The sequence below is a fragment of the Roseburia sp. 1XD42-69 genome (assembly GCF_003612565.1).
Classification (GTDB): domain Bacteria; phylum Bacillota; class Clostridia; order Lachnospirales; family Lachnospiraceae; genus Roseburia_B.
The window spans coordinates 1-18,017 of the sequence record NZ_RAZG01000025.1 but is presented as its reverse complement, the minus strand read 5'-3'; the positions used below and the strand labels follow the sequence as shown (position 1 = coordinate 18,017).

General features: G+C 45.3%; 18 protein-coding genes. 15 read left to right on the top strand and 3 right to left on the bottom strand.

Going from position 1 to position 18,017, the window contains the following annotated elements; genetic code table 11:
* Positions 1 to 13 precede the first annotated feature (13 nt).
* The 10 genes from hemB to D7Y06_RS13020 all read left to right on the top strand — a co-directional run bounded on the left by hemB (position 14) and on the right by D7Y06_RS13020 (position 8,849).
* Positions 14 to 997, top strand: a complete 984-nt coding sequence (gene hemB / locus D7Y06_RS13065; RefSeq protein ID WP_120408257.1) for a porphobilinogen synthase — start codon at positions 14 to 16, stop codon at positions 995 to 997.
* Positions 998 to 1,032: 35 nt separating this feature from the next.
* Complete coding sequence (hemL, locus tag D7Y06_RS13060) at positions 1,033 to 2,316, top strand: glutamate-1-semialdehyde 2,1-aminomutase (protein WP_120408234.1); 1,284 nt, start codon at positions 1,033 to 1,035, stop codon at positions 2,314 to 2,316.
* Positions 2,306 to 3,490 (top strand): MFS transporter, encoded by a 1,185-nt coding sequence (locus tag D7Y06_RS13055; protein ID WP_243119315.1) that lies wholly within the window; start codon positions 2,306 to 2,308, stop codon positions 3,488 to 3,490. Before hemL ends, D7Y06_RS13055 begins: the two co-directional genes overlap by 11 nt.
* A gap of 34 nt (positions 3,491 to 3,524) precedes the next feature.
* Positions 3,525 to 3,758 (top strand): hypothetical protein, encoded by a 234-nt coding sequence (locus D7Y06_RS13050; protein ID WP_120408232.1) that lies wholly within the window; start codon positions 3,525 to 3,527, stop codon positions 3,756 to 3,758.
* A complete protein-coding gene (locus tag D7Y06_RS13045) occupies positions 3,745 to 4,254 on the top strand; it encodes a GNAT family N-acetyltransferase (RefSeq protein ID WP_120408231.1) in 510 nt (169 codons plus the stop codon). Before D7Y06_RS13050 ends, D7Y06_RS13045 begins: the two co-directional genes overlap by 14 nt.
* 100 nt (positions 4,255 to 4,354) lie before the next feature.
* The gene (locus tag D7Y06_RS13040; protein WP_120408230.1) at positions 4,355 to 5,836 is read left to right on the top strand and encodes a 4Fe-4S dicluster domain-containing protein; all 1,482 of its coding nucleotides are present in this window, start codon (positions 4,355 to 4,357) and stop codon (positions 5,834 to 5,836) included.
* Positions 5,837 to 5,849: 13 nt separating this feature from the next.
* Positions 5,850 to 6,107, top strand: a complete 258-nt coding sequence (locus D7Y06_RS13035; RefSeq protein ID WP_120408229.1) for a hypothetical protein — start codon at positions 5,850 to 5,852, stop codon at positions 6,105 to 6,107.
* A 67-nt stretch (positions 6,108 to 6,174) separates the two neighbouring features.
* Positions 6,175 to 7,458 (top strand): diaminopimelate decarboxylase, encoded by a 1,284-nt coding sequence (locus tag D7Y06_RS13030; protein ID WP_120408228.1) that lies wholly within the window; start codon positions 6,175 to 6,177, stop codon positions 7,456 to 7,458.
* Positions 7,459 to 7,462: 4 nt separating this feature from the next.
* The gene (locus D7Y06_RS13025; protein WP_120408227.1) at positions 7,463 to 8,239 is read left to right on the top strand and encodes a peptidoglycan recognition protein family protein; all 777 of its coding nucleotides are present in this window, start codon (positions 7,463 to 7,465) and stop codon (positions 8,237 to 8,239) included.
* 4 nt (positions 8,240 to 8,243) lie between these two features.
* Positions 8,244 to 8,849 carry a hypothetical protein gene (locus D7Y06_RS13020; protein ID WP_120408226.1) on the top strand — a complete coding sequence of 202 codons (606 nt, stop codon included), beginning with the start codon at positions 8,244 to 8,246 and terminating at the stop codon, positions 8,847 to 8,849.
* A gap of 56 nt (positions 8,850 to 8,905) precedes the next feature.
* Here the strand turns inward: D7Y06_RS13020 and D7Y06_RS13015 are convergent, their stop codons facing one another.
* The 3 genes from D7Y06_RS13015 to D7Y06_RS13005 form a co-directional block, all read right to left on the bottom strand.
* Entirely contained in the window at positions 8,906 to 9,163 is a 258-nt protein-coding gene (locus tag D7Y06_RS13015; protein ID WP_120408225.1) for a hypothetical protein, read from the bottom strand.
* Positions 9,164 to 9,180: 17 nt separating this feature from the next.
* Positions 9,181 to 9,384 carry a hypothetical protein gene (locus tag D7Y06_RS25980; RefSeq protein WP_120408224.1) on the bottom strand — a complete coding sequence of 68 codons (204 nt, stop codon included), beginning with the start codon at positions 9,382 to 9,384 and terminating at the stop codon, positions 9,181 to 9,183.
* 187 nt (positions 9,385 to 9,571) lie between these two features.
* A complete protein-coding gene (locus D7Y06_RS13005) occupies positions 9,572 to 10,417 on the bottom strand; it encodes an AraC family transcriptional regulator (protein WP_120408223.1) in 846 nt (281 codons plus the stop codon).
* Between the two features lie 177 nt (positions 10,418 to 10,594).
* On the opposite strand from D7Y06_RS13005, the gene D7Y06_RS13000 reads away from it, so the two are divergent.
* From D7Y06_RS13000 to gtfA, 5 genes are read left to right on the top strand one after another with little or no spacing between them, the layout of a single operon-like run.
* Entirely contained in the window at positions 10,595 to 11,893 is a 1,299-nt protein-coding gene (locus D7Y06_RS13000; protein WP_120408222.1) for an ABC transporter substrate-binding protein, read from the top strand.
* The gene (locus D7Y06_RS12995) at positions 11,890 to 12,765 is read left to right on the top strand and encodes a carbohydrate ABC transporter permease (protein WP_120408221.1); all 876 of its coding nucleotides are present in this window, start codon (positions 11,890 to 11,892) and stop codon (positions 12,763 to 12,765) included. Before D7Y06_RS13000 ends, D7Y06_RS12995 begins: the two co-directional genes overlap by 4 nt.
* Positions 12,762 to 13,604, top strand: coding sequence for a carbohydrate ABC transporter permease (locus tag D7Y06_RS12990; RefSeq protein WP_120408220.1), 843 nt, complete (start codon positions 12,762 to 12,764; stop codon positions 13,602 to 13,604). Before D7Y06_RS12995 ends, D7Y06_RS12990 begins: the two co-directional genes overlap by 4 nt.
* A gap of 22 nt (positions 13,605 to 13,626) precedes the next feature.
* Positions 13,627 to 16,428, top strand: coding sequence for an alpha-galactosidase (locus D7Y06_RS12985; RefSeq protein WP_120408219.1), 2,802 nt, complete (start codon positions 13,627 to 13,629; stop codon positions 16,426 to 16,428).
* On the top strand, positions 16,418 to 17,893 hold the full coding sequence (gene gtfA / locus D7Y06_RS12980) for a sucrose phosphorylase (RefSeq protein ID WP_120408218.1): 1,476 nt from the start codon (positions 16,418 to 16,420) through the stop codon (positions 17,891 to 17,893). Before D7Y06_RS12985 ends, gtfA begins: the two co-directional genes overlap by 11 nt.
* The last annotated feature ends 124 nt before the right edge of the window (positions 17,894 to 18,017 follow it).

Here is an 18,017-nt window from a genome sequence, read left to right as displayed (position 1 = left end):
AATGGAGGAGATTATGGAGTTGACAATACGCCCCAGGCGTCTTAGAAGCAGTGAAACTTTACGGAAAATGGTGCGGGAAACCAGGGTAGATAAATCTTCCCTTGTATACCCTATGTTTGTGGCGGAGGGGGAAAATGTCAAAGAGGAAATCCCTTCTATGCCGGGACAATACCGCTACAGCATTGACCGCATGGAGGAAAAGCTGGAGGAACTTATGGATGCCGGGGTGAATTCTGTGATGTTTTTTGGAATTCCAGATAGAAAAGATGAATTGGGCTCTATGGCTTATGCTTTGGACGGGATTGTGCAAAAAGCTTTTCAGCGGGCAAAGCGCCAGGTGCCGGGGATGTATCTTATCGGGGATGTGTGCATGTGCGAGTACACTTCCCATGGACACTGCGGAGTTTTAAAGGGAGATGATGTGGACAATGACAAAACGCTGGAGCTTTTGGCAAAGACAGCTTTGTCCCAGGTGCAGGCAGGCGCCGACATGGTAGCCCCCTCAGACATGATGGACGGCAGAGTTGGAAGTATCCGCCGGATATTGGATGCAAATGGGTTTGTCCATACTCCAATTATGGCTTACTCTGTAAAATTTGCCTCTGCTTTTTACGGCCCTTTTAGGGATGCGGCGGACAGCGCCCCAGCTTTTGGGGACAGGAAGACATACCAGATGGATTTTCACAATAGAAGGGAGGCTTTGCGGGAAGCAGCCCTTGATGTGAAGGAGGGGGCGGACATTGTGATGGTCAAGCCCGCCATGGCTTACGGAGATTTGATACGGGAAATTAAAGATAGTGTCCATGTGCCTGTGGCGTCCTACAGTGTCAGCGGAGAGTATGCCATGGTAAAGGCCGCGGCAGAGAGGGGATGGCTTTCCGAGGAGCGCATCATCTGCGAAATGGCGGCCTGTGCCTTCCGGGCAGGGACAGATATTTATATCACCTACTTTGCAAAAGAGCTGGCAGAGTGCATGGAGCGGGGACTGATTGGTTAATGAGAATAAGGACATGAATTTGTACAGGAGGGAATATGGGTAAGTCGCAGGAAATTTTTAGGGAGGGGGAGAAATATATCCCAGGGGGGGTGAATTCTCCCGTGCGGGCATTTCAATCCATTGGGAGTACGCCGCCCTTTATAAAAAAAGGAGATAAGGCTGTTTTGTGGGATGAGGACGGAAATTCTTACATTGACTTTGTGTGTTCCTGGGGGCCTATGATTTTGGGCCATAATCATCCGAAAGTCTATGAGAGTGTGGTAAATGCGGCAAAAAACGGGCTAAGTTTCGGGGCATCCACTGAAGTAGAAGTGGAGATGGCAAAATTAATCGTCTCTATGGTCCCTTCTGTGGAGATGGTGCGCATGGTAAATTCCGGCACGGAGGCGGTGATGAGTGCAATCCGGGCGGCAAGGGGCTATACGAAGCGGGATAAAATCATAAAATTTGACGGCTGTTACCATGGCCATTCCGACGGGCTTTTGGTGGCGGCGGGCTCCGGTGTTATGACAGCGGGAGTGCCGGACAGTGCCGGGGTGCCGGGGAGTGTTACCAGGGATACCTTGACGGCACCTTACAACCATTTGGAGGAAGTAAAAGACCATATGAAACGCCGGGGGGAGGAAATTGCAGCAGTGGTGGTGGAGCCTGTGGCGGGAAATATGGGGGTTGTCCTTCCCAAACCAGGGTTTTTAGAAGGCCTCCGGAAACTCTGCGATGCGTACGACGCAGTTTTGATTTTTGATGAGGTTATCACAGGGTTTCGCCTTGCACCGGGGGGGGCCCAGGAATATTTCCATGTCCTGCCGGATTTGACAACCATGGGTAAAATTATAGGAGCCGGGATGCCTGTGGGGGCATACGGGGGAAAAAGGGAGATTATGGAGATGGTGGCGCCCTTAGGGCCTGTGTACCAGGCAGGGACGTTAAGCGGAAATCCTGTGGCCATGGCGGCGGGGTTTGCCCAGCTTTGCATTTTAAAGGAGCATCCGGAATACTATCAAAAATTAAATGAAACATCGGATGCATTTTTTCAGGAGATTGAAAAAATCACGGCGCAGTCTGGGAAAGTCTGTCAGGTAAATCATATCGGATCCCTGGGAAGCATTTTCTTTACCGGGGAGGAAGTGTTTGATTATGCCAGGGCAAAGACAGCGGACACCCAGGCTTTTGCCCGATATGCAAGGTATATGATTTCCCATGGAATCTATGTTGCGCCTTCTCAGTTTGAGGCTATGTTTTTGTCTCTTGCCCACACGAAAGAACAGCTGGACAGGACGCTTTGTCTTGCGAGAGAGGGGTTTTCCAGTGGATTTTAAAGAGAAAAATCAATATAATAAAACAATTACAGCCTGTTTTGTGGGATATATTGTGCAGGCGGTTGTGAATAACTTTACGCCTCTGCTGTTTTTATTTTTCCAGAGAAGCTATCATATTCCGCTTTCAAGGATTACACTTTTGGTGACGCTTAATTTTGGAATACAGCTTTTGGTTGATTTGCTTTCCGTGGGGTTTGTAGATAAAATCGGATACCGCATATCCATGGTGGCTGCCCACATTTTGTCGGCGGCGGGGCTGATTTTTCTTACGGTTCTTCCGGAGCTCTTACCCACCCCCTTTGCCGGGATTTTAATTTCCGTTATCATATATGCCCTTGGAGGGGGACTTTTGGAGGTTCTTGTGAGTCCGGTGGTGGAGGCCTGCCCTTCCCAAAACAAGGAGAAGGCCATGAGCATGCTCCACTCTTTTTACTGCTGGGGACATGCGGGGGTGGTATTGGTATCAACATTGTTTTTTTATGCTGTGGGAATTGAAAAATGGAAGATTCTTGCCGCTGTATGGGCCCTGATTCCCATTGCAAACGCATTTGCCTTTACAAAAGTCCCCATTGCCCCGTTAATGGAGGAGGGGGAGGCCGGCCTTTCACTGAAGGAACTCTTAAGCCATAAAATATTCTGGATTTTGCTGGTTATGATGGTATGTGCAGGTGCAAGCGAGCAGGCGGTAAGTCAATGGGCATCCACATTTGCGGAAAAGGGACTTGGGATTTCCAAAACGGCAGGGGATTTAGCCGGGCCTATGGCATTTGCAGTCTTAATGGGTTCATCCCGGTTATTTTACGGGAAATATGGCGAGGGTATCCATTTGGAGCGTTTTATGGTTTACAGCACTTGTCTGTGTATTTTGGCTTACCTTGGGATTTCCCTTTTCCCTGATCCGAAGCTTAGCCTGACTGCCTGTGCCCTCTGCGGGCTTTCCGTTGGGATTATGTGGCCGGGAACTTTCAGCAAGGCGTCTAAAGCATTGCCGAAAGGGGGGACGGCTATGTTTGCACTTTTGGCTTTGGGCGGAGATATGGGATGTTCGGGAGGGCCTGCCTTGGTTGGGGTGGTGGCAGGCAGATTGGGAGATAACTTAAAAATGGGAGTTTTGGCAGGGGTGATTTTTCCAGTGCTTTTATTACTGGGAATCCTTCTCTGCAGAAAAAATTAAATTATTATTAGATAAAACGAGAGGAGAAAAAATTATGATGAATCCAGCGTCACTATTTCAAATGAAAGCTTTATGGGACAAATTTGTTGCAAACCATCCTAAATTTCCCAAGTTTTTGCAGGCAGCAGCAGCTTCGTCCATAGACGAGGGAACAATTATTGAGGTAAAAATTACAAAGGCAAACGGAGATACCATAGCGTCCAATTTAAAGGTTACTGCCGATGACCTTCAGTTATTCCAGGAGATAAGGAATATTGCAGGGCAGTAATTTTTCCCTGCCGGATGTTGTGGAGTGCGAAAGGCTGACGCTTTTTCCCATGTCAGAGGAAGAATTGTGGGAAGCGCTTGGGGAAGGGCAGGATTGTTTCCCGGAATCGGTGCTCTCCCCTGTGATTCGGCGGGCGTTTCGGAGCAAAATATCGAAAATGAAAAAAATGCCAAAGGAACTTCACCCCTGGTTTACTTACTGGCGCATTGTAAAAAAATCAGGGGAAAACATTGGAATCATCGGCTCTAAGGGGCTGCCCGGGGAGGACGGCATGGTGGAGCTTGGGTATGCCATGGCAAGGGAATTTCGTCGGAACGGATATATGGCAGAGGCGCTTTTGGCATTTCTTGACTGGCTGTATGAGTGTCCCTTTTGCACTGGGGCAAGGCTTCGGATACTGCCTTCCAATTTTCCCTCCTTAAAAACCGCTCGGTCCTGTGGATTTATCCAGGCAGGGCAGGAAGATATTTATTTTATTTATCAATACAATTTTTAGATAAAGGTTGCAAAAGGAAGTTCATGCCATCTCTTGAAAAAAAAACATGATGATGTTATAATAGCAGAGCCATATAAAATCAGGAAAAAAGGAGAGAACCATGTACGCTGACGAAAATGTAATTAAAATTAAACATGAAGTTTTGTATGAAGTGGCTAAATTAGCATTTGCCGGAACATTAGACCAGGAGAAAGAACATATTGCAGGAAAACTGGTTCCGGGCCCTAAGCCTCAGTTTCGGTGCTGTATTTACAAAGAGAGAGAAATTATCCGCCAGCGGGTTCGCCTTGCAGAAGGAAAAGCCCCGGGGCCGGTGGATGACGGGAATATTATTCAGGTTATCAGTTCCGCCTGTGAGGACTGCCCCATTTCCAGTTATGTGGTAACGGATAACTGTCAGAACTGTATTGGAAAGGCGTGTATCAATGCCTGCAAATTCGGAGCCATTTCTATTGGGGAAAAGCGTTCCCATATTGATGCATCCAAGTGTAAGGAGTGCGGCAAGTGCGCCAGTGCATGTCCATACCACGCTATTGCGGGATTGAAACGTCCCTGTAAATATAATTGTCCGGTAAACGCTATTACATATGACGAAAACGGCATTTCTGTCATTGATGAGAAGAAATGCATCCGCTGCGGCCTGTGCATACATAAATGTCCTTTTGGTGCCATTGGTTCCAAAACATTTATTGTGGATGTGATAGAAGCTATTAAATCCGACAAACCTGTCTATGCCATTTTGGCTCCTGCCACAGAGGGACAGTTTGGTCAGGATATCACGATGGAAAGCTGGAAAAAGGCGGCAAAACTTGTAGGGTTTAACGATTTGATTGAGGCCGGCCTTGGAGGGGATATGACAACCCAGGCAGAGGGAGACGAGTGGTATGAGGCATACCAGAAGGGTGAGAAGAAGACCACATCCTGCTGTCCCGGTTTTGTAAATATGATTAAAAACCATTATCCGGAACTACTTGACAAGGTTTCCACAGCAGTATCCCCCATGTGCGCAGTTTCCCGTATGATTAAAGCGAAACAGCCCAATGCGGTTACCGTATTTATCGGGCCATGTATTGCAAAGAAATCCGAGGCGAAAGACCACAACATTGAGGGGAATGTGGATTATGCCTTAACATACAGCGAGGTTCGCGCCATTATGAAGGCAAAAGGAGTGGAACTGCTTCCGGCAGATAACAATTACCAGGAGTCTTCCACCTACGGAAAACGTTTTGGAAATTCCGGCGGTGTTACAGCGGCAGTGTTGGAGTACATGAAGGAAAAAGATTACGACTGTGATCCCAAGGTGTGCAAGGCTAACGGTGCGGCAGAGTGTAAGAAAGCTCTCCTTATGCTGAAAGCGGGAAAACTGACGGAGGACTTTATCGAAGGTATGGCCTGTGTGGGAGGCTGCGTAGGCGGCCCCAGTGCATTTAAAGACCAGATGCTTTCAAAGAAGGACAGAGACGCTTTAATTGAGCAGGCGGATGCCCGGACTATCGTGGGCAACTTAGGCCAGTATGATATGGATAAATTCTCTATGCACAGAGTTGAGCATGGGGAGGAAGCGGGCAATTTGGCAGAATAGGTTTTGGTGTGATATGAAAACAGCGACAGATACAGAATTGTGCCGGGTGGCAGATTTAAATGTCAAGGAAAAAGTGATGTACGCCCTTATGAAAGCCGGCGTGCCATATGCGGAAGAGTGGGAAAAGGTGTCCGTTATGAAGCGGAAACGGTATAACGGGGCAAAAGAAGTTTGTGTGATTATCACCCACTTGGGTAAAGCAGAGCTGGCAAAAAAAGTGATTGAAGAGCTTGGAGATGAGATTGGCCGGGATGTTTTCTGGCCCTCTTAAAAACCAGTTGATACCAGAGAGGGTATGCCAAGGCATACCCTCTTTTCTAGAGAGAGGAGATACTAAAGTGAAAAAACAACCCTTTGTTACAAAAGAAAAGTTGGATGAGATAACGGTAACCTACCCCACCCCTTTTCATCTCTATGACGAAAAGGGAATCCGGGAAAATGCCAGGGCAGTGAAGGAGGCATTTGCCTGGAATAAGGGATTCCGGGAATATTATGCGGTAAAAGCCAATGCAAATCCCTTTTTAATCAATATATTAAAAGAATACGGATGCGGCGTGGACTGCTCTTCCATGACGGAGCTTATGTTATCTGACGCCCTGGGGTTTTCCGGGGAGGAGATTATGTTTTCCTCCAACGACACTCCGGCGGAAGAATTTGTTTTTGCAGATAAAATCGGCGCAACCATTAATTTGGACGACTTTACCCACATAGAATTTTTAGAGAAGACCATCGGCCATATCCCGGAGAGGATTAGCTGCCGATTTAATCCCGGGGGAATTTTTCAGATGAGCAACGGCATTATGGATAATCCCGGAGATTCCAAATATGGATTCACAAAAGACCAGCTCTTTGAAGGATTTAAAATTTTAAAAGAGAAAGGTGCAAAATATTTTGGCGTCCACGCTTTTCTTGCCAGCAATACGGTGACAAACGAGTATTATCCCATGCTGGCAAAGACTTTGTTTGAATTGGTGGTGGAACTGAAGGAGGAGACGGGCTGCGATATCCGCTTTATCAACCTCTCCGGAGGGGTGGGCATCCCCTACGAGGAGGATAAAACCCCAAACGATATCCGGGTGATTGGGGAGGGAGTGCGGAAAGTCTATGAGGAAATCTTAGTTTCCGCCGGGCTTTCTGATGTGGCCATTTACACAGAGATGGGGCGTTTTATGATGGGGCCTTACGGCTGTCTGGTGACAAAAGCCATCCATGAAAAGCACACTTATAAAGAGTACATCGGAACAGACGCCTGCGCAGTGAATTTAATGCGCCCCGCCATGTATGGGGCATACCATCACATTACGGTTATGGGAAAGGAAAACGCACCCTGTGACCATAAGTATGACGTGACAGGCTCCCTCTGTGAGAATAACGATAAGTTTGCCATTGACAGGATGCTGCCCAAAGTAGATAAGGGGGATCTGCTGGTGATCCACGACACCGGCGCCCACGGGTTTTCCATGGGGTATAACTACAACGGCAAATTGAAATCTGCGGAGATTTTATTAAAGGAGAACGGAAGTTTTAAGCTTATCCGCCGCAGGGAGACACCGGAAGATTATTTTAGGACGTTTGACTGTTTTGACATTTTAAAAGATATGAAAAATCCGGGGGATATGTAGGAATATGGGTGCGGACGACAGGAAGGAAGATTTGGAATATGAACAGCGAAGGGCGCTGCGCCGGGCGAAACGGCGGAAAAAACGCCAGAGGGAAGCTGTTTTAAAACTGACTCTGGGGGTTTTTCTTGTTGTGATACTGGCTGTCACCGCAGTCCAGGTTCGGGGGATTCTGTTGAAAAAAAGCGGGAAACCTACGGTAAAAGAGGTAATTCTTCCCCCTAAGACGGTAAAGACGCCGCCGGATTATGACGTGCAGCTTTTAGATGTAAATGAGTATTCCAGGCCCGGGATTCCCCTTGAGAAAGTGAATGGGATTGTGGTGCACTATACGGCAAACCCAGGCACCAGCGCCCAGAATAACAGAGATTATTTCCAGGGGCTTTCTGTCTCCGGGGAGACTTCTGTCAGCAGCCATTTTGTCATTGGAATTGAGGGGGAGCTAATTCAGTGCGTGCCCTGCAATGAGGTGGCCTACGCCTCCAATGACAGAAATTCCGATACCATTTCCATTGAGTGCTGTATTCCCGACGAGACGGGGAAATTTACCGACAGTACATACAAAACACTGGTACATCTTACTGCGTGGCTTATGGGGCGCTACGGCTTAAATTCTTCGGATGTCATCCGCCATTATGATGTGACGGGGAAAAACTGTCCTAAATATTTTGTAGAATACCCTTCCGCATGGGAGCAGTTTAAAAAAGATGTAAACAGCTATATTGACAGTTATGGCACCAGGGAGCCGATAGAGGAGGAAAGCTCTCAGGAGAAGGAGGGGTAAAGGCATGAATAAAAGAGTTCTTTTTATAGGGGGATCGCCTTGCAGCGGAAAGAGTACGGTTGCTGAACGAATTTCAAAGGCATATGGTGCATATTATTTCAAGGTTGATGATTTTTTAGATAAATTTACCGATACTGCGGCAGAAAAGGGATATCCTGTATGCAAAAAAAGTATAGCTATGACACCGGATGAAATTTGGATGAGAGAACCATTGATACAATGTAAAGATGAATTTCTTATCTATGATGAAATATCAGAATTGGTGTTTGAATATTTGAATAAAATCGATGCTGATTTTATTGTAACCGAAGGGGCTGCATATACTCCAAATGTAATGGTGAAATACAAAAAAAAGGAATACATTTCCATCATTCCAACACCAGATTTTCAGATATCACATTATAAAGAGCGAGAATGGGTTCCATATATTCTGGAAGGGTGTTCAGACAAACAACAGGCTTTTCATAACTGGATGGAACGGGATATTTTGTTTGCGAAACAAATAAAAGCAGAATGTGAAGAAAATGCAGTTCCGTGTATTGTCAATGACGGATTGAAAAGACAGGATGAAATGTTTCGTATGGTAAAAGAATTATTTCATTTGAAATAGTCTTTTGTGGAATGTTTTTCGGCATGGGAGCAGTGGTTTGATGAGGCGCGGGAATTTTAGTGTCCGTTTTCTGTGGCTGACTCAGTATTTTCTGTAAGAAGAATGGAACTGTCTATCTCAATAGGCGCTGTCGGCTTCAACAATTCCGTCAAATCATGCTGACGTCCGATATTGGTAACATCGATTTTATTGACGCCGTTTCCAATCCAGGGAAATTTTTGTCTGTAATGGCTTAGCAAATCTTCCACGTTAAAATCATCCGAACTGTCCGAATCATCACTATCGCATAAAAGCCAGACCTTTACATTATCCATAAACCATGCCTGCTTTTTCAGGGTATTGACAATTTTCCCAAACCGTCCGTAATCTTTGTCGTGCCCATTGTCCAGATATACCAAGGAGCCGGAGGCATCTTCCCTGCGGGGAAAGCCCATTTGGATAAACGTGTTGTCAATTGTCTTGTATATTCCCTCCAGACGGTATTTTTTTCAATATTAATTTTATCACCATCCATGCGGATCACCATTTTCAGCATGGCATAAGACCTCCTTTTGATGTGTTAAGATTAGTATACCATTGTGACGGTATATTTCCAGACACATTAAATTAAAATTTATTTCTTGTAATAAAAGCAGTTTTTGAGTATACGAAAGCTAAGGAAGCGATGATGAAATCACCTTTTCCCTAAATTTAGAAGAAAGAGGTGAAGTTGCATGAGTTTGTCACATTTTATGTTGGTTTCGCCATTCTCTTGGTGAAATGCCATATACATTTTTAAAGGCACGGGAAAAATGAAGCTGATTTTCATATCCAACTGCAGAGCCGATATCTGCAATGGAAAGGGAGGTCAGCTTTAACAGTTCCGTGGCTTTCACCATTCTGTAATTCATTAAAAACTCCTGGGGGGAACGCCCCGTGGAATTCTTAAATATTTTTCCAAAATAACTGCGGTTGATTCCGCACACTGCGGCAATATCCTCAATAGTAATATTATTTTGAAAGTTCTGCTCCATATAATGGATGGCTTCTTTTATGTAGTAGTCCCTCATTTTGCTGCTTTTCACCAGAGTCTGTGTCTTTGCGGACCGGGTGAGGCAGTCAAAAAAAAGATACAGGTGGCCAATGAGATGAAAAGGGGATTCTTTTTCATGATGGACAATGTAATCCATTTCCTTTACCATCTCCTCCCGGAGGTCTTTGGAGCGGGAGCGGTAGACAGGAGTGTTTTTGGACAGCTCTGTTAAGTCAAGGGCTTCTTTTACCCGAAGGCCGTCAAATTCTATCCAGAAATATTCCCAGGGAAGATTGTCATCTGCAAAATAGGTATTGATTTGTCCCGGAAAAATCAAAAATCCCTGACCGCTTTTTATGGAATAAGTCTGGGTGACTCCTTTTGCATTATCCGCCATAAGGGTTCCGGTGCCGGAAATAATATAGTGGAACAGATAATGGTTTCTTTTTACAGGCCCGAAGGAGTGTCCTGGGTCGCACTGTTCATATCCGTACTGGTACATGCACAAATCTATAAAGTTTTCATTGGGAAAAATATTAAAAAATATATTGCTCATATCCACTCCTTTTCCAACAAATATACCAAAATGCGTTGTCATATACAATTATAGCACAAAATATTGCATTGTGGTATAAAAATCAAAAAATACGGATATTTATGATAGCATATTGGTATGTTAAAATGCTTTTATCAAGAAAAAAGACTGTAAAACCAGGGGAAAGGAGAGAAAAATATGTCAAAAAGGAAGATTGCCCGAAGATGGACGGCGATGGTTTTTATGGCTGTGGGAATTACAGGTCTTGCAGGCTGCGCAGGGAGTGAAACAGAGGGAAAAGTGGAGGTAGAGTTGGTATCTTACAAGCCGGAGGCGGTGGAAGCTTTTGAAAAAATCCAGGACCGCTTCAATGAGACTCACCAGGATATCCATCTTACGATTGATTCCCCCAATGAGGCTATGACAATTTTAAAAACACGATTTATCCGAGAGGATTATCCTCAGATTGTGGGAATCGGCGGGGATATTAATTATTCCAATTTCCTGGATGCGGATTTGTTTCTGGACATTTCCGATTTGGAGGAAGTAACATCCGTAAAACAGTCCTATCAGGATATGAGTAAGGAACTGGAGTTTGTTCCTAGAGAGGGAGTTTACTGCCTGCCCTACGCCGCAAATGCAGCAGGGATTCTTTACAACAAAGATCTGTTTGAAAAACAGGGGTGGGAAGTGCCTGAGACTTGGAATGATTTTGTTTCCCTGTGTAAAGAGATTGAGGCAGAGGGAATGCTGCCCTTGTATTTCGGTTATAAGGATACCTGGACTTGTCTTGCCCCCTGGAATGCCCTGGCAGTTGGGTTGTCCGATTCGGACACCTGCAATGAGGTAAATCTGGGAAATACTACTTTTTCGGAGGAATACAGAGAAGTTGCGGATAAAATGAGGGAGCTTTTAAGCTTCGGGGAGCCGAACCCTTATGCCTACAGCTACAATGACGCCTGTACGGCATTTGCCAGAGGTGAATCCGCTATGTATCCCATCGGAAGTTATGCCATTCCCCAGATTTTATCGGTAAATCCGGACTTGAATATCGGTTCTTTCCCATTTCCGGCAAATGAAAATGAGGCGGACAATGTGTTAAATTCCGGTATTGATTTACAGTTTTGTGTGATGAAAGACTGTGAGAATAAGGAAGCGGTATATGAGGTGCTGCGGTTTTTGTATGAAGACGAAACCATTCAGGTTTATCTGGATAATCAGGGGGGGATTGCCTGCAAGGAGGGAGATTTTGATATTCCCGGGGAGCTTTTGGATATGAAAAATTACATAGAGGGGGACAGAATGGCGGATTTCCAAGATCACCATTACCCCAGTGAAATGAGCGTTGATGCCATGATTCAGACGTTTTTGCTTAATGAGAGCGACAATGCGGCAGATATTTTTCTGGCTCAATTTGATTCGGACTGGAAACGGTACAACAGAGATTTAATCCGGAAAGTGCAGCAGTATCAGAAAGAAAGGGAGGATGGAAAATGAAAAGTAAGATGACAAACCGGGACAAAACATTTTGGGCAGTGATTATACCGGTACTTATTTTGTTTTTTGCTTTTAACACCTTGCCCATGATAAAGGGAATGATTTACAGTTTTACCAATTACAGAGGTTACGGCTCCTATGACTATGTGGGACTAAGGAATTACATGGATCTTTTTTCTGACGCCAGAGTGGGAAAAAGTTATCTCTTCACATTTAAATATGCCCTGGCAGGTACGGTGCTTGTAAATGTCTTAAGCCTTGTTATGGCCCTGGGATTAAACAGCTGCATCCGTTTTAAAAGTGCTCTGAGGGGAATTTACTTTGTGCCAAATATTTTAGGCGGCCTGGTCATCGGTTATATTTTCAGCTTTATCTTTACTTATATTCTCCCTGCTGTGGGGATGGCATGGGATATCGGCTGGATGAAAAACAGTTTCCTTGCCAGTGAAAAGTATGCCTGGATAGGCGTTTTGGTGGTAGGCGTATGGCAGGCGGTTGCCATGAATACCATTATATACATTTCGGGGCTGCAGACAGTTCCCCAGGAAGTGTATGAGGCCAGTATGTTAGATGGGGCCAGCAAGTGGAAAGAGTTCTGGAGCGTTACTTTTCCCCTTGTGATTCCCTTTGTAACCATTAATCTGGTACTCAGCACAAAAAATTTACTTATGGTATTTGACCAGATCATGTCTTTGACAAAAGGAGGGCCTGCCCAGAGCACGGAATCCATTTCGTATTTAATATACAGAAACGGTATGGACGGGGGACAGTTTGGCTTCCAGAGCGCCAATGCAGTGATATTCTTCTTTGTGATTGTGGCGATTTCTATTTTCCAGATGACCATTATGAATAAAAAGGAGGAGCAGCTATGATGGAAAAAACGCAGAAAACAAATTGGGTGCTGACCATTGTTTTGGTCTTAGGGACGGTGACTGTATTTTTCCCCTTATATATGGCATTTGTCATTGCCTTTAAGCAGCCCAGCGAGATGACTAATGATGTGGCGGGGGCTTTGGCCCTTCCCGCACATTTCAGCCTTGAGAATTTCCGGCAGGCTATGGAAGTAACGGATTTCTGGCATTCCCTGGGAAACAGTCTTCTGATTACCCTGGTTACCATAGCGCTTTCCATTTTGATTCATTCTATTGCCGGCTATGTAATTGGAAGAAGCATGGCGGCAAAGAAAAGCTTCCGGCTGATTTACCTTTATATTGTAAGCGGTATGTTTGTGCCCTTTTCCATTCTTATGATGCCTCTGGTGAAGCAGACGGCCCAGATGGGGCTGGGAAACCGGGCAGGTGTGATTCTTTTGTATCTTGTATTTTATATGCCCATGAATGTGCTTTTGTATACGGGATATTTAAAAAATATCCCCGTGGCTTTGGAGGAGGCTGCGGATATTGACGGGGCAAGCACATGGAAAACTTACTGGACCATCGTATTTCCCATGATGAAGCCTATGCACGCCACAGTTGCCATTTTAACAGCCCTTGGCACATGGAATGACGTAATGACCCCCCTGGTTATTATGTCAGGAACCGGGCAGAATACCCTGCCTTTGGCCCAGCTTAATTTCCAGACCCAGTTCGGCACAAATTACAACCTGGCCTTTTCCTCTTATATTCTGGCGTTGATACCGATTCTGTTATTTTACATTATCTGCCAGAAACAGATTTTAAACGGTGTGGCCAACGGCGCAGTAAAAGGATAGAAAAAATTACAGGAGATGCATTATGTCCATCATTTATAATCAGAATAAAAATATTTTTACCCTGCACACAAAAAATACAACCTATCAGATGCAGGTGGATAAATATGGTTATCTTCTGCATTTATACTATGGAGCAAGAAATTTCGGTTTTGCAGATGATATGGTGACTTTTGCGGACAGGGGATTTTCGGGAAATCCCTATGCCGCAGGAAACGACAAGACATATTCTTTAGATACCCTTCCCCAGGAGTACCCTACCCTGGGGAGCGGGGACTACAGGAATTACGCCCTTAACATAGAAAACAGCGATGGTTCCCGGTGTTGTAACCTGACCTTTTCCCGCTATGAAATCCGCCAGGGAAAGTACAGTTTAAAAGGACTTCCGGCGGTGTGGTCAGGGGAGGATGCAAAGACCCTTGAAATTGTGTTAAAAGACAGGGTGAGCCAGGTGGAAGTGAGCCTTCTCTACGGCGTTTTAGAGGAGGAGGACATCATTACGAGGAGCGCGGTAATCCGAAATGTGGGGGAACACAAAGTGACCCTGAAAAAAGCTTCAGGGGCATGCCTTGACTTTCTCACAGGAGATTTTGATGTGGTTAAATTTTACGGCAGGCATACCATGGAGAGAAATATGGAGCGCACCCCCCTGGGCCATGGAACCACAGCTTTCGGCAGCAGGAGAGGGATGTCCAGCCATCAGTACAATCCGGCTGTAATATTGGCGGACAGAGATGCCACGGAGGATTTTGGGAGCTGTTACGGCATGCTTTTCGTATACAGCGGAAATTTCCTCTGTGAAGTGGAAAAAGACCAGATTGACCAGACCAGAGTGATTATGGGCCTGGGCAGTGCGCTGTTTTCCTATCCCCTTGAAGTGGGGCAGGAGTTTTTTGTGCCGGAGGTTATTTTATCATACTCACAGAATGGTTTTGCGGAACTGTCCCACAAATACCACTCCTGTATCCGTAACCATGTGTGCAGGGGAAAATATGCAAACCGCCCCCGGCCGGTGCTTTTAAATAGCTGGGAGGCAGCCTACTTTGATTTCAACGGGGATACCATTGTAAATCTTGCAAAAGAAGCGGCGGATCTTGGAATGGATATGGTGGTAATGGACGACGGCTGGTTTGGAAAGAGAGACGACGACAAAAGCTCCCTGGGAGACTGGTATGTAAACGAGGAAAAGCTGGGGGGGACATTGGCAGAATTAATCCACAGGGTAAACAGCTGCGGAGTGAAGTTTGGAATCTGGATTGAGCCGGAGATGGTAAATGAGGACAGTGACCTCTACAGAAAACATCCGGACTGGGCCCTTAAAATAGGGAACAGAGACCCCATCCGTTCCAGGTATCAGCTCCTTTTGGATTTTTCCAGAAAAGAAGTAAGAGATTATGTTTTTCACCAGATCTGCGCAGTGCTGGATTCGGGCAATGTGGAATATGTGAAATGGGATATGAACAGGGGCATGGCGGATGTGTATGCAGGCACTGTAACATACGATTATGTTCTTGGAGTCTATGATTTTCTGGAAAAACTAACAGAGAGATACCCGGATATGCTGATAGAGGGATGCGCCGGAGGGGGAGGAAGGTTTGACGCTGGTATGATGTACTATGCGCCCCAGATCTGGTGCAGTGATAATACAGACGCCATAAACAGGACAAAGATTCAGTATGGTTCCTCCTTCTTTTATCCTGTTTCCGTGGTGGGCTCCCATGTTTCGGCTGTCCCCAATCACCAGACGGGGAGAGTGACAAGCCTTTGCACCAGGGGAATTACCGCTATGGCAGGGACTTTTGGATATGAGCTGAATCCGGCGCTTTTAGGTGAGGAAGAAAAGCAGCTGGTGAGAGAGCAGATTAAAACCTACAAAAAGTATGAGCAGTTAATCTGCCAGGGAGCGTATTACCGCCTTTCCAATCCTTTTGCTGATGGGTATGCGGGATGGATGTTTCTGTCAGAAGATAAAAAGGAAGCCCTTGTGAATATTGTAAGGCTTGAGGTTTCGGGAAATATGCCAGTGACCTATGTGAAGCTGAAAGGATTAAAAAGGGACGCTTTTTATGTTGAGAGTGACAAAGGAAAGGTTTACACCGGCGCTCTTTTGACGGAAGTGGGAATTCCCCTTCCGGCCCCCCAGACAGAGTATGAGTCTTACCAGATTTCCTTTCAGGAGATGGAATCCGTAGAAGAATTGTACCGTGTCATGAAAAATTATGTAAAATCCGGGAAAGAACGGAAGGTCATCAGCCTGTTCGGGGGTTCCGGGTGCGGAAAAACCACTATGGCCTGTGTTTTAAGCCAGTGTTTTGCCAATGACGGGATAAATTGCTATGTCCTCTCCGGGGATCATTATCCAAAACGGATTCCCATGGATAACGACAGAGAGCGTCTCAAAATTTTTGAAGAAAAAGGAGAACAGGGACTTAGGGACTATCTTGGCACCCCGGAAGAAATAGAATTTGACAAGGTAAATAAAGTGATCTCCTCATTTAAAGGGGGAGAAAATATGATTACCTTAAAGAGAATGGGAAGGAAAGAGGGAGAAATTTTTTATGAAGATGTGGATTTTTCCCATATAGATATCCTTTTCATTGAGTGGACCCACGGGGGAAGCGAATATCTCTTGGGAGTGGATTTGCCCGTCTATATAGACAGTACGCCGGAGAAAACCCTGGCCAGGAGGTTAAAGCGGAACAGGGATGAGAATGCCGGCAGTGATTTGATAAATACAGTGCTTGAAATAGAGCAGGAAAAGCTGTTAAGGCAGGCAGGAAATGCGAAAATTACCGTTACAGGGGAAGGAGCAGTCAATGAAAAATAAGCCCATGTTAAATGCATACCCGGACAGCGTGGGAAGCCGTTTATCAGATATGGTTTCCCTGTTAAAAAGAGATGAGATGAAGGATGTGTTTGGCTCTTTCTACATTCTGCCAAGTTTATACCATTCCGATTTGGACCGGGGTTTTTCCGTGATAGATTATGATATCAATGAAGAGCTGGCAGACAGGCAGGATTTGGAGGAGATAAAGAAACTTGGAATGGATGTGAAGCTGGATTTTATCTTAAACCATGCCTCCGCCCAGTCCCCCCAGTTTAAGGATTTGGTAGATCGGGGGGAGGAGTCAGAGTACAAAGATTTTTTTATCAACTGGAATGAATTCTGGAAGGGCTATGGTTCTATGACAGAGGAGGGATATATACAGCCGGAGGAATCCTGTTTAAAGAAAATGTTTTTCCGCAAACCCGGCCTTCCCATCCTGATGGTGCAGTTTCCCGATGGCAGAAAGATTCCCTACTGGAATACCTTTTACCAGGAAGTGCATTACCCCACATATCTTGGACAGATGGATTTAAATGTAAAATCCGAAAAAGTATGGGAATTTTATAAAGACACCATAAAAAAGATTGCAGGTTACGGGACAGCTATTGTGCGTCTGGACGCCTTTGCCTACGCTTCCAAAGAACCGGGGGAGAAAAATTTCTTAAATGAGCCCGGAACCTGGGATCTTTTGGAAAAGATTCGGGAACTTGCAGAACCTTTCCATATGATGTTGCTTCCGGAGATACATGCCGCCTATGAGGAAAAGATTTATGAAAAACTGTGTCATAAGGGATATATGACCTATGATTTCTTTTTGCCCGGCCTTGTGATAGACGCCATAGAGAATAAGAGAAGCAGGTTCCTTTCTGCCTGGGCCAAAGAAATCATAGAAAAAGATTTAAAAGTGGTAAACATGCTGGGATGCCACGATGGGATTCCACTCCTGGATTTAAAGGGAATTTTACCGGAGGAGGACATTGAAAACCTTATTCATTTAATTGTATCAAGAGGCGGCTTTGTGAAAAATCTCCACGGGGAGAAAAATATGTATTATCAGGTGAACGCAGCCTATTTTTCCGCCCTGGGAGAGTCGGAGGAAAAAATGCTTTTAGCCAGGGCCCTTCAGATGTTTATGCCGGGGAAACCCCAGGTTTGGTATCTTGACCTTTTGGAAGGGAAAAACGACCATGAGGCGGTGAAAAGAGCAGGGTTTGGGGGACATAAGGAGATTAACCGGACAAATCTTACCCGGGAAGAAGTGGAGTCGGCCCTTTCAAAAGATTCTGTGAAAAAGCAGTTAGAGCTGATTCGTTTCCGCAGCACCTTCGGGGCCTTTGGGGAAGGGGCAGAAATCTCTGTGAAAGAATCGGAAGGGACGTTTTGGATCCGATGGGAGAACCAGGGATGTTTTGCAGAACTTACGGCGGATTTTTTCCGTGGGAGTTATGAGGTGAACCATAATTGAAAAAAGACCTGTAATAGATGTATAGACGGCGGGATTTTCCCGCCGTGGGAGTGTAAAATAAAGTGTGTAAGTTAGAAATACAATAAAACTAACTGCATACTTTATTTTTCTATATAAGGTGTGC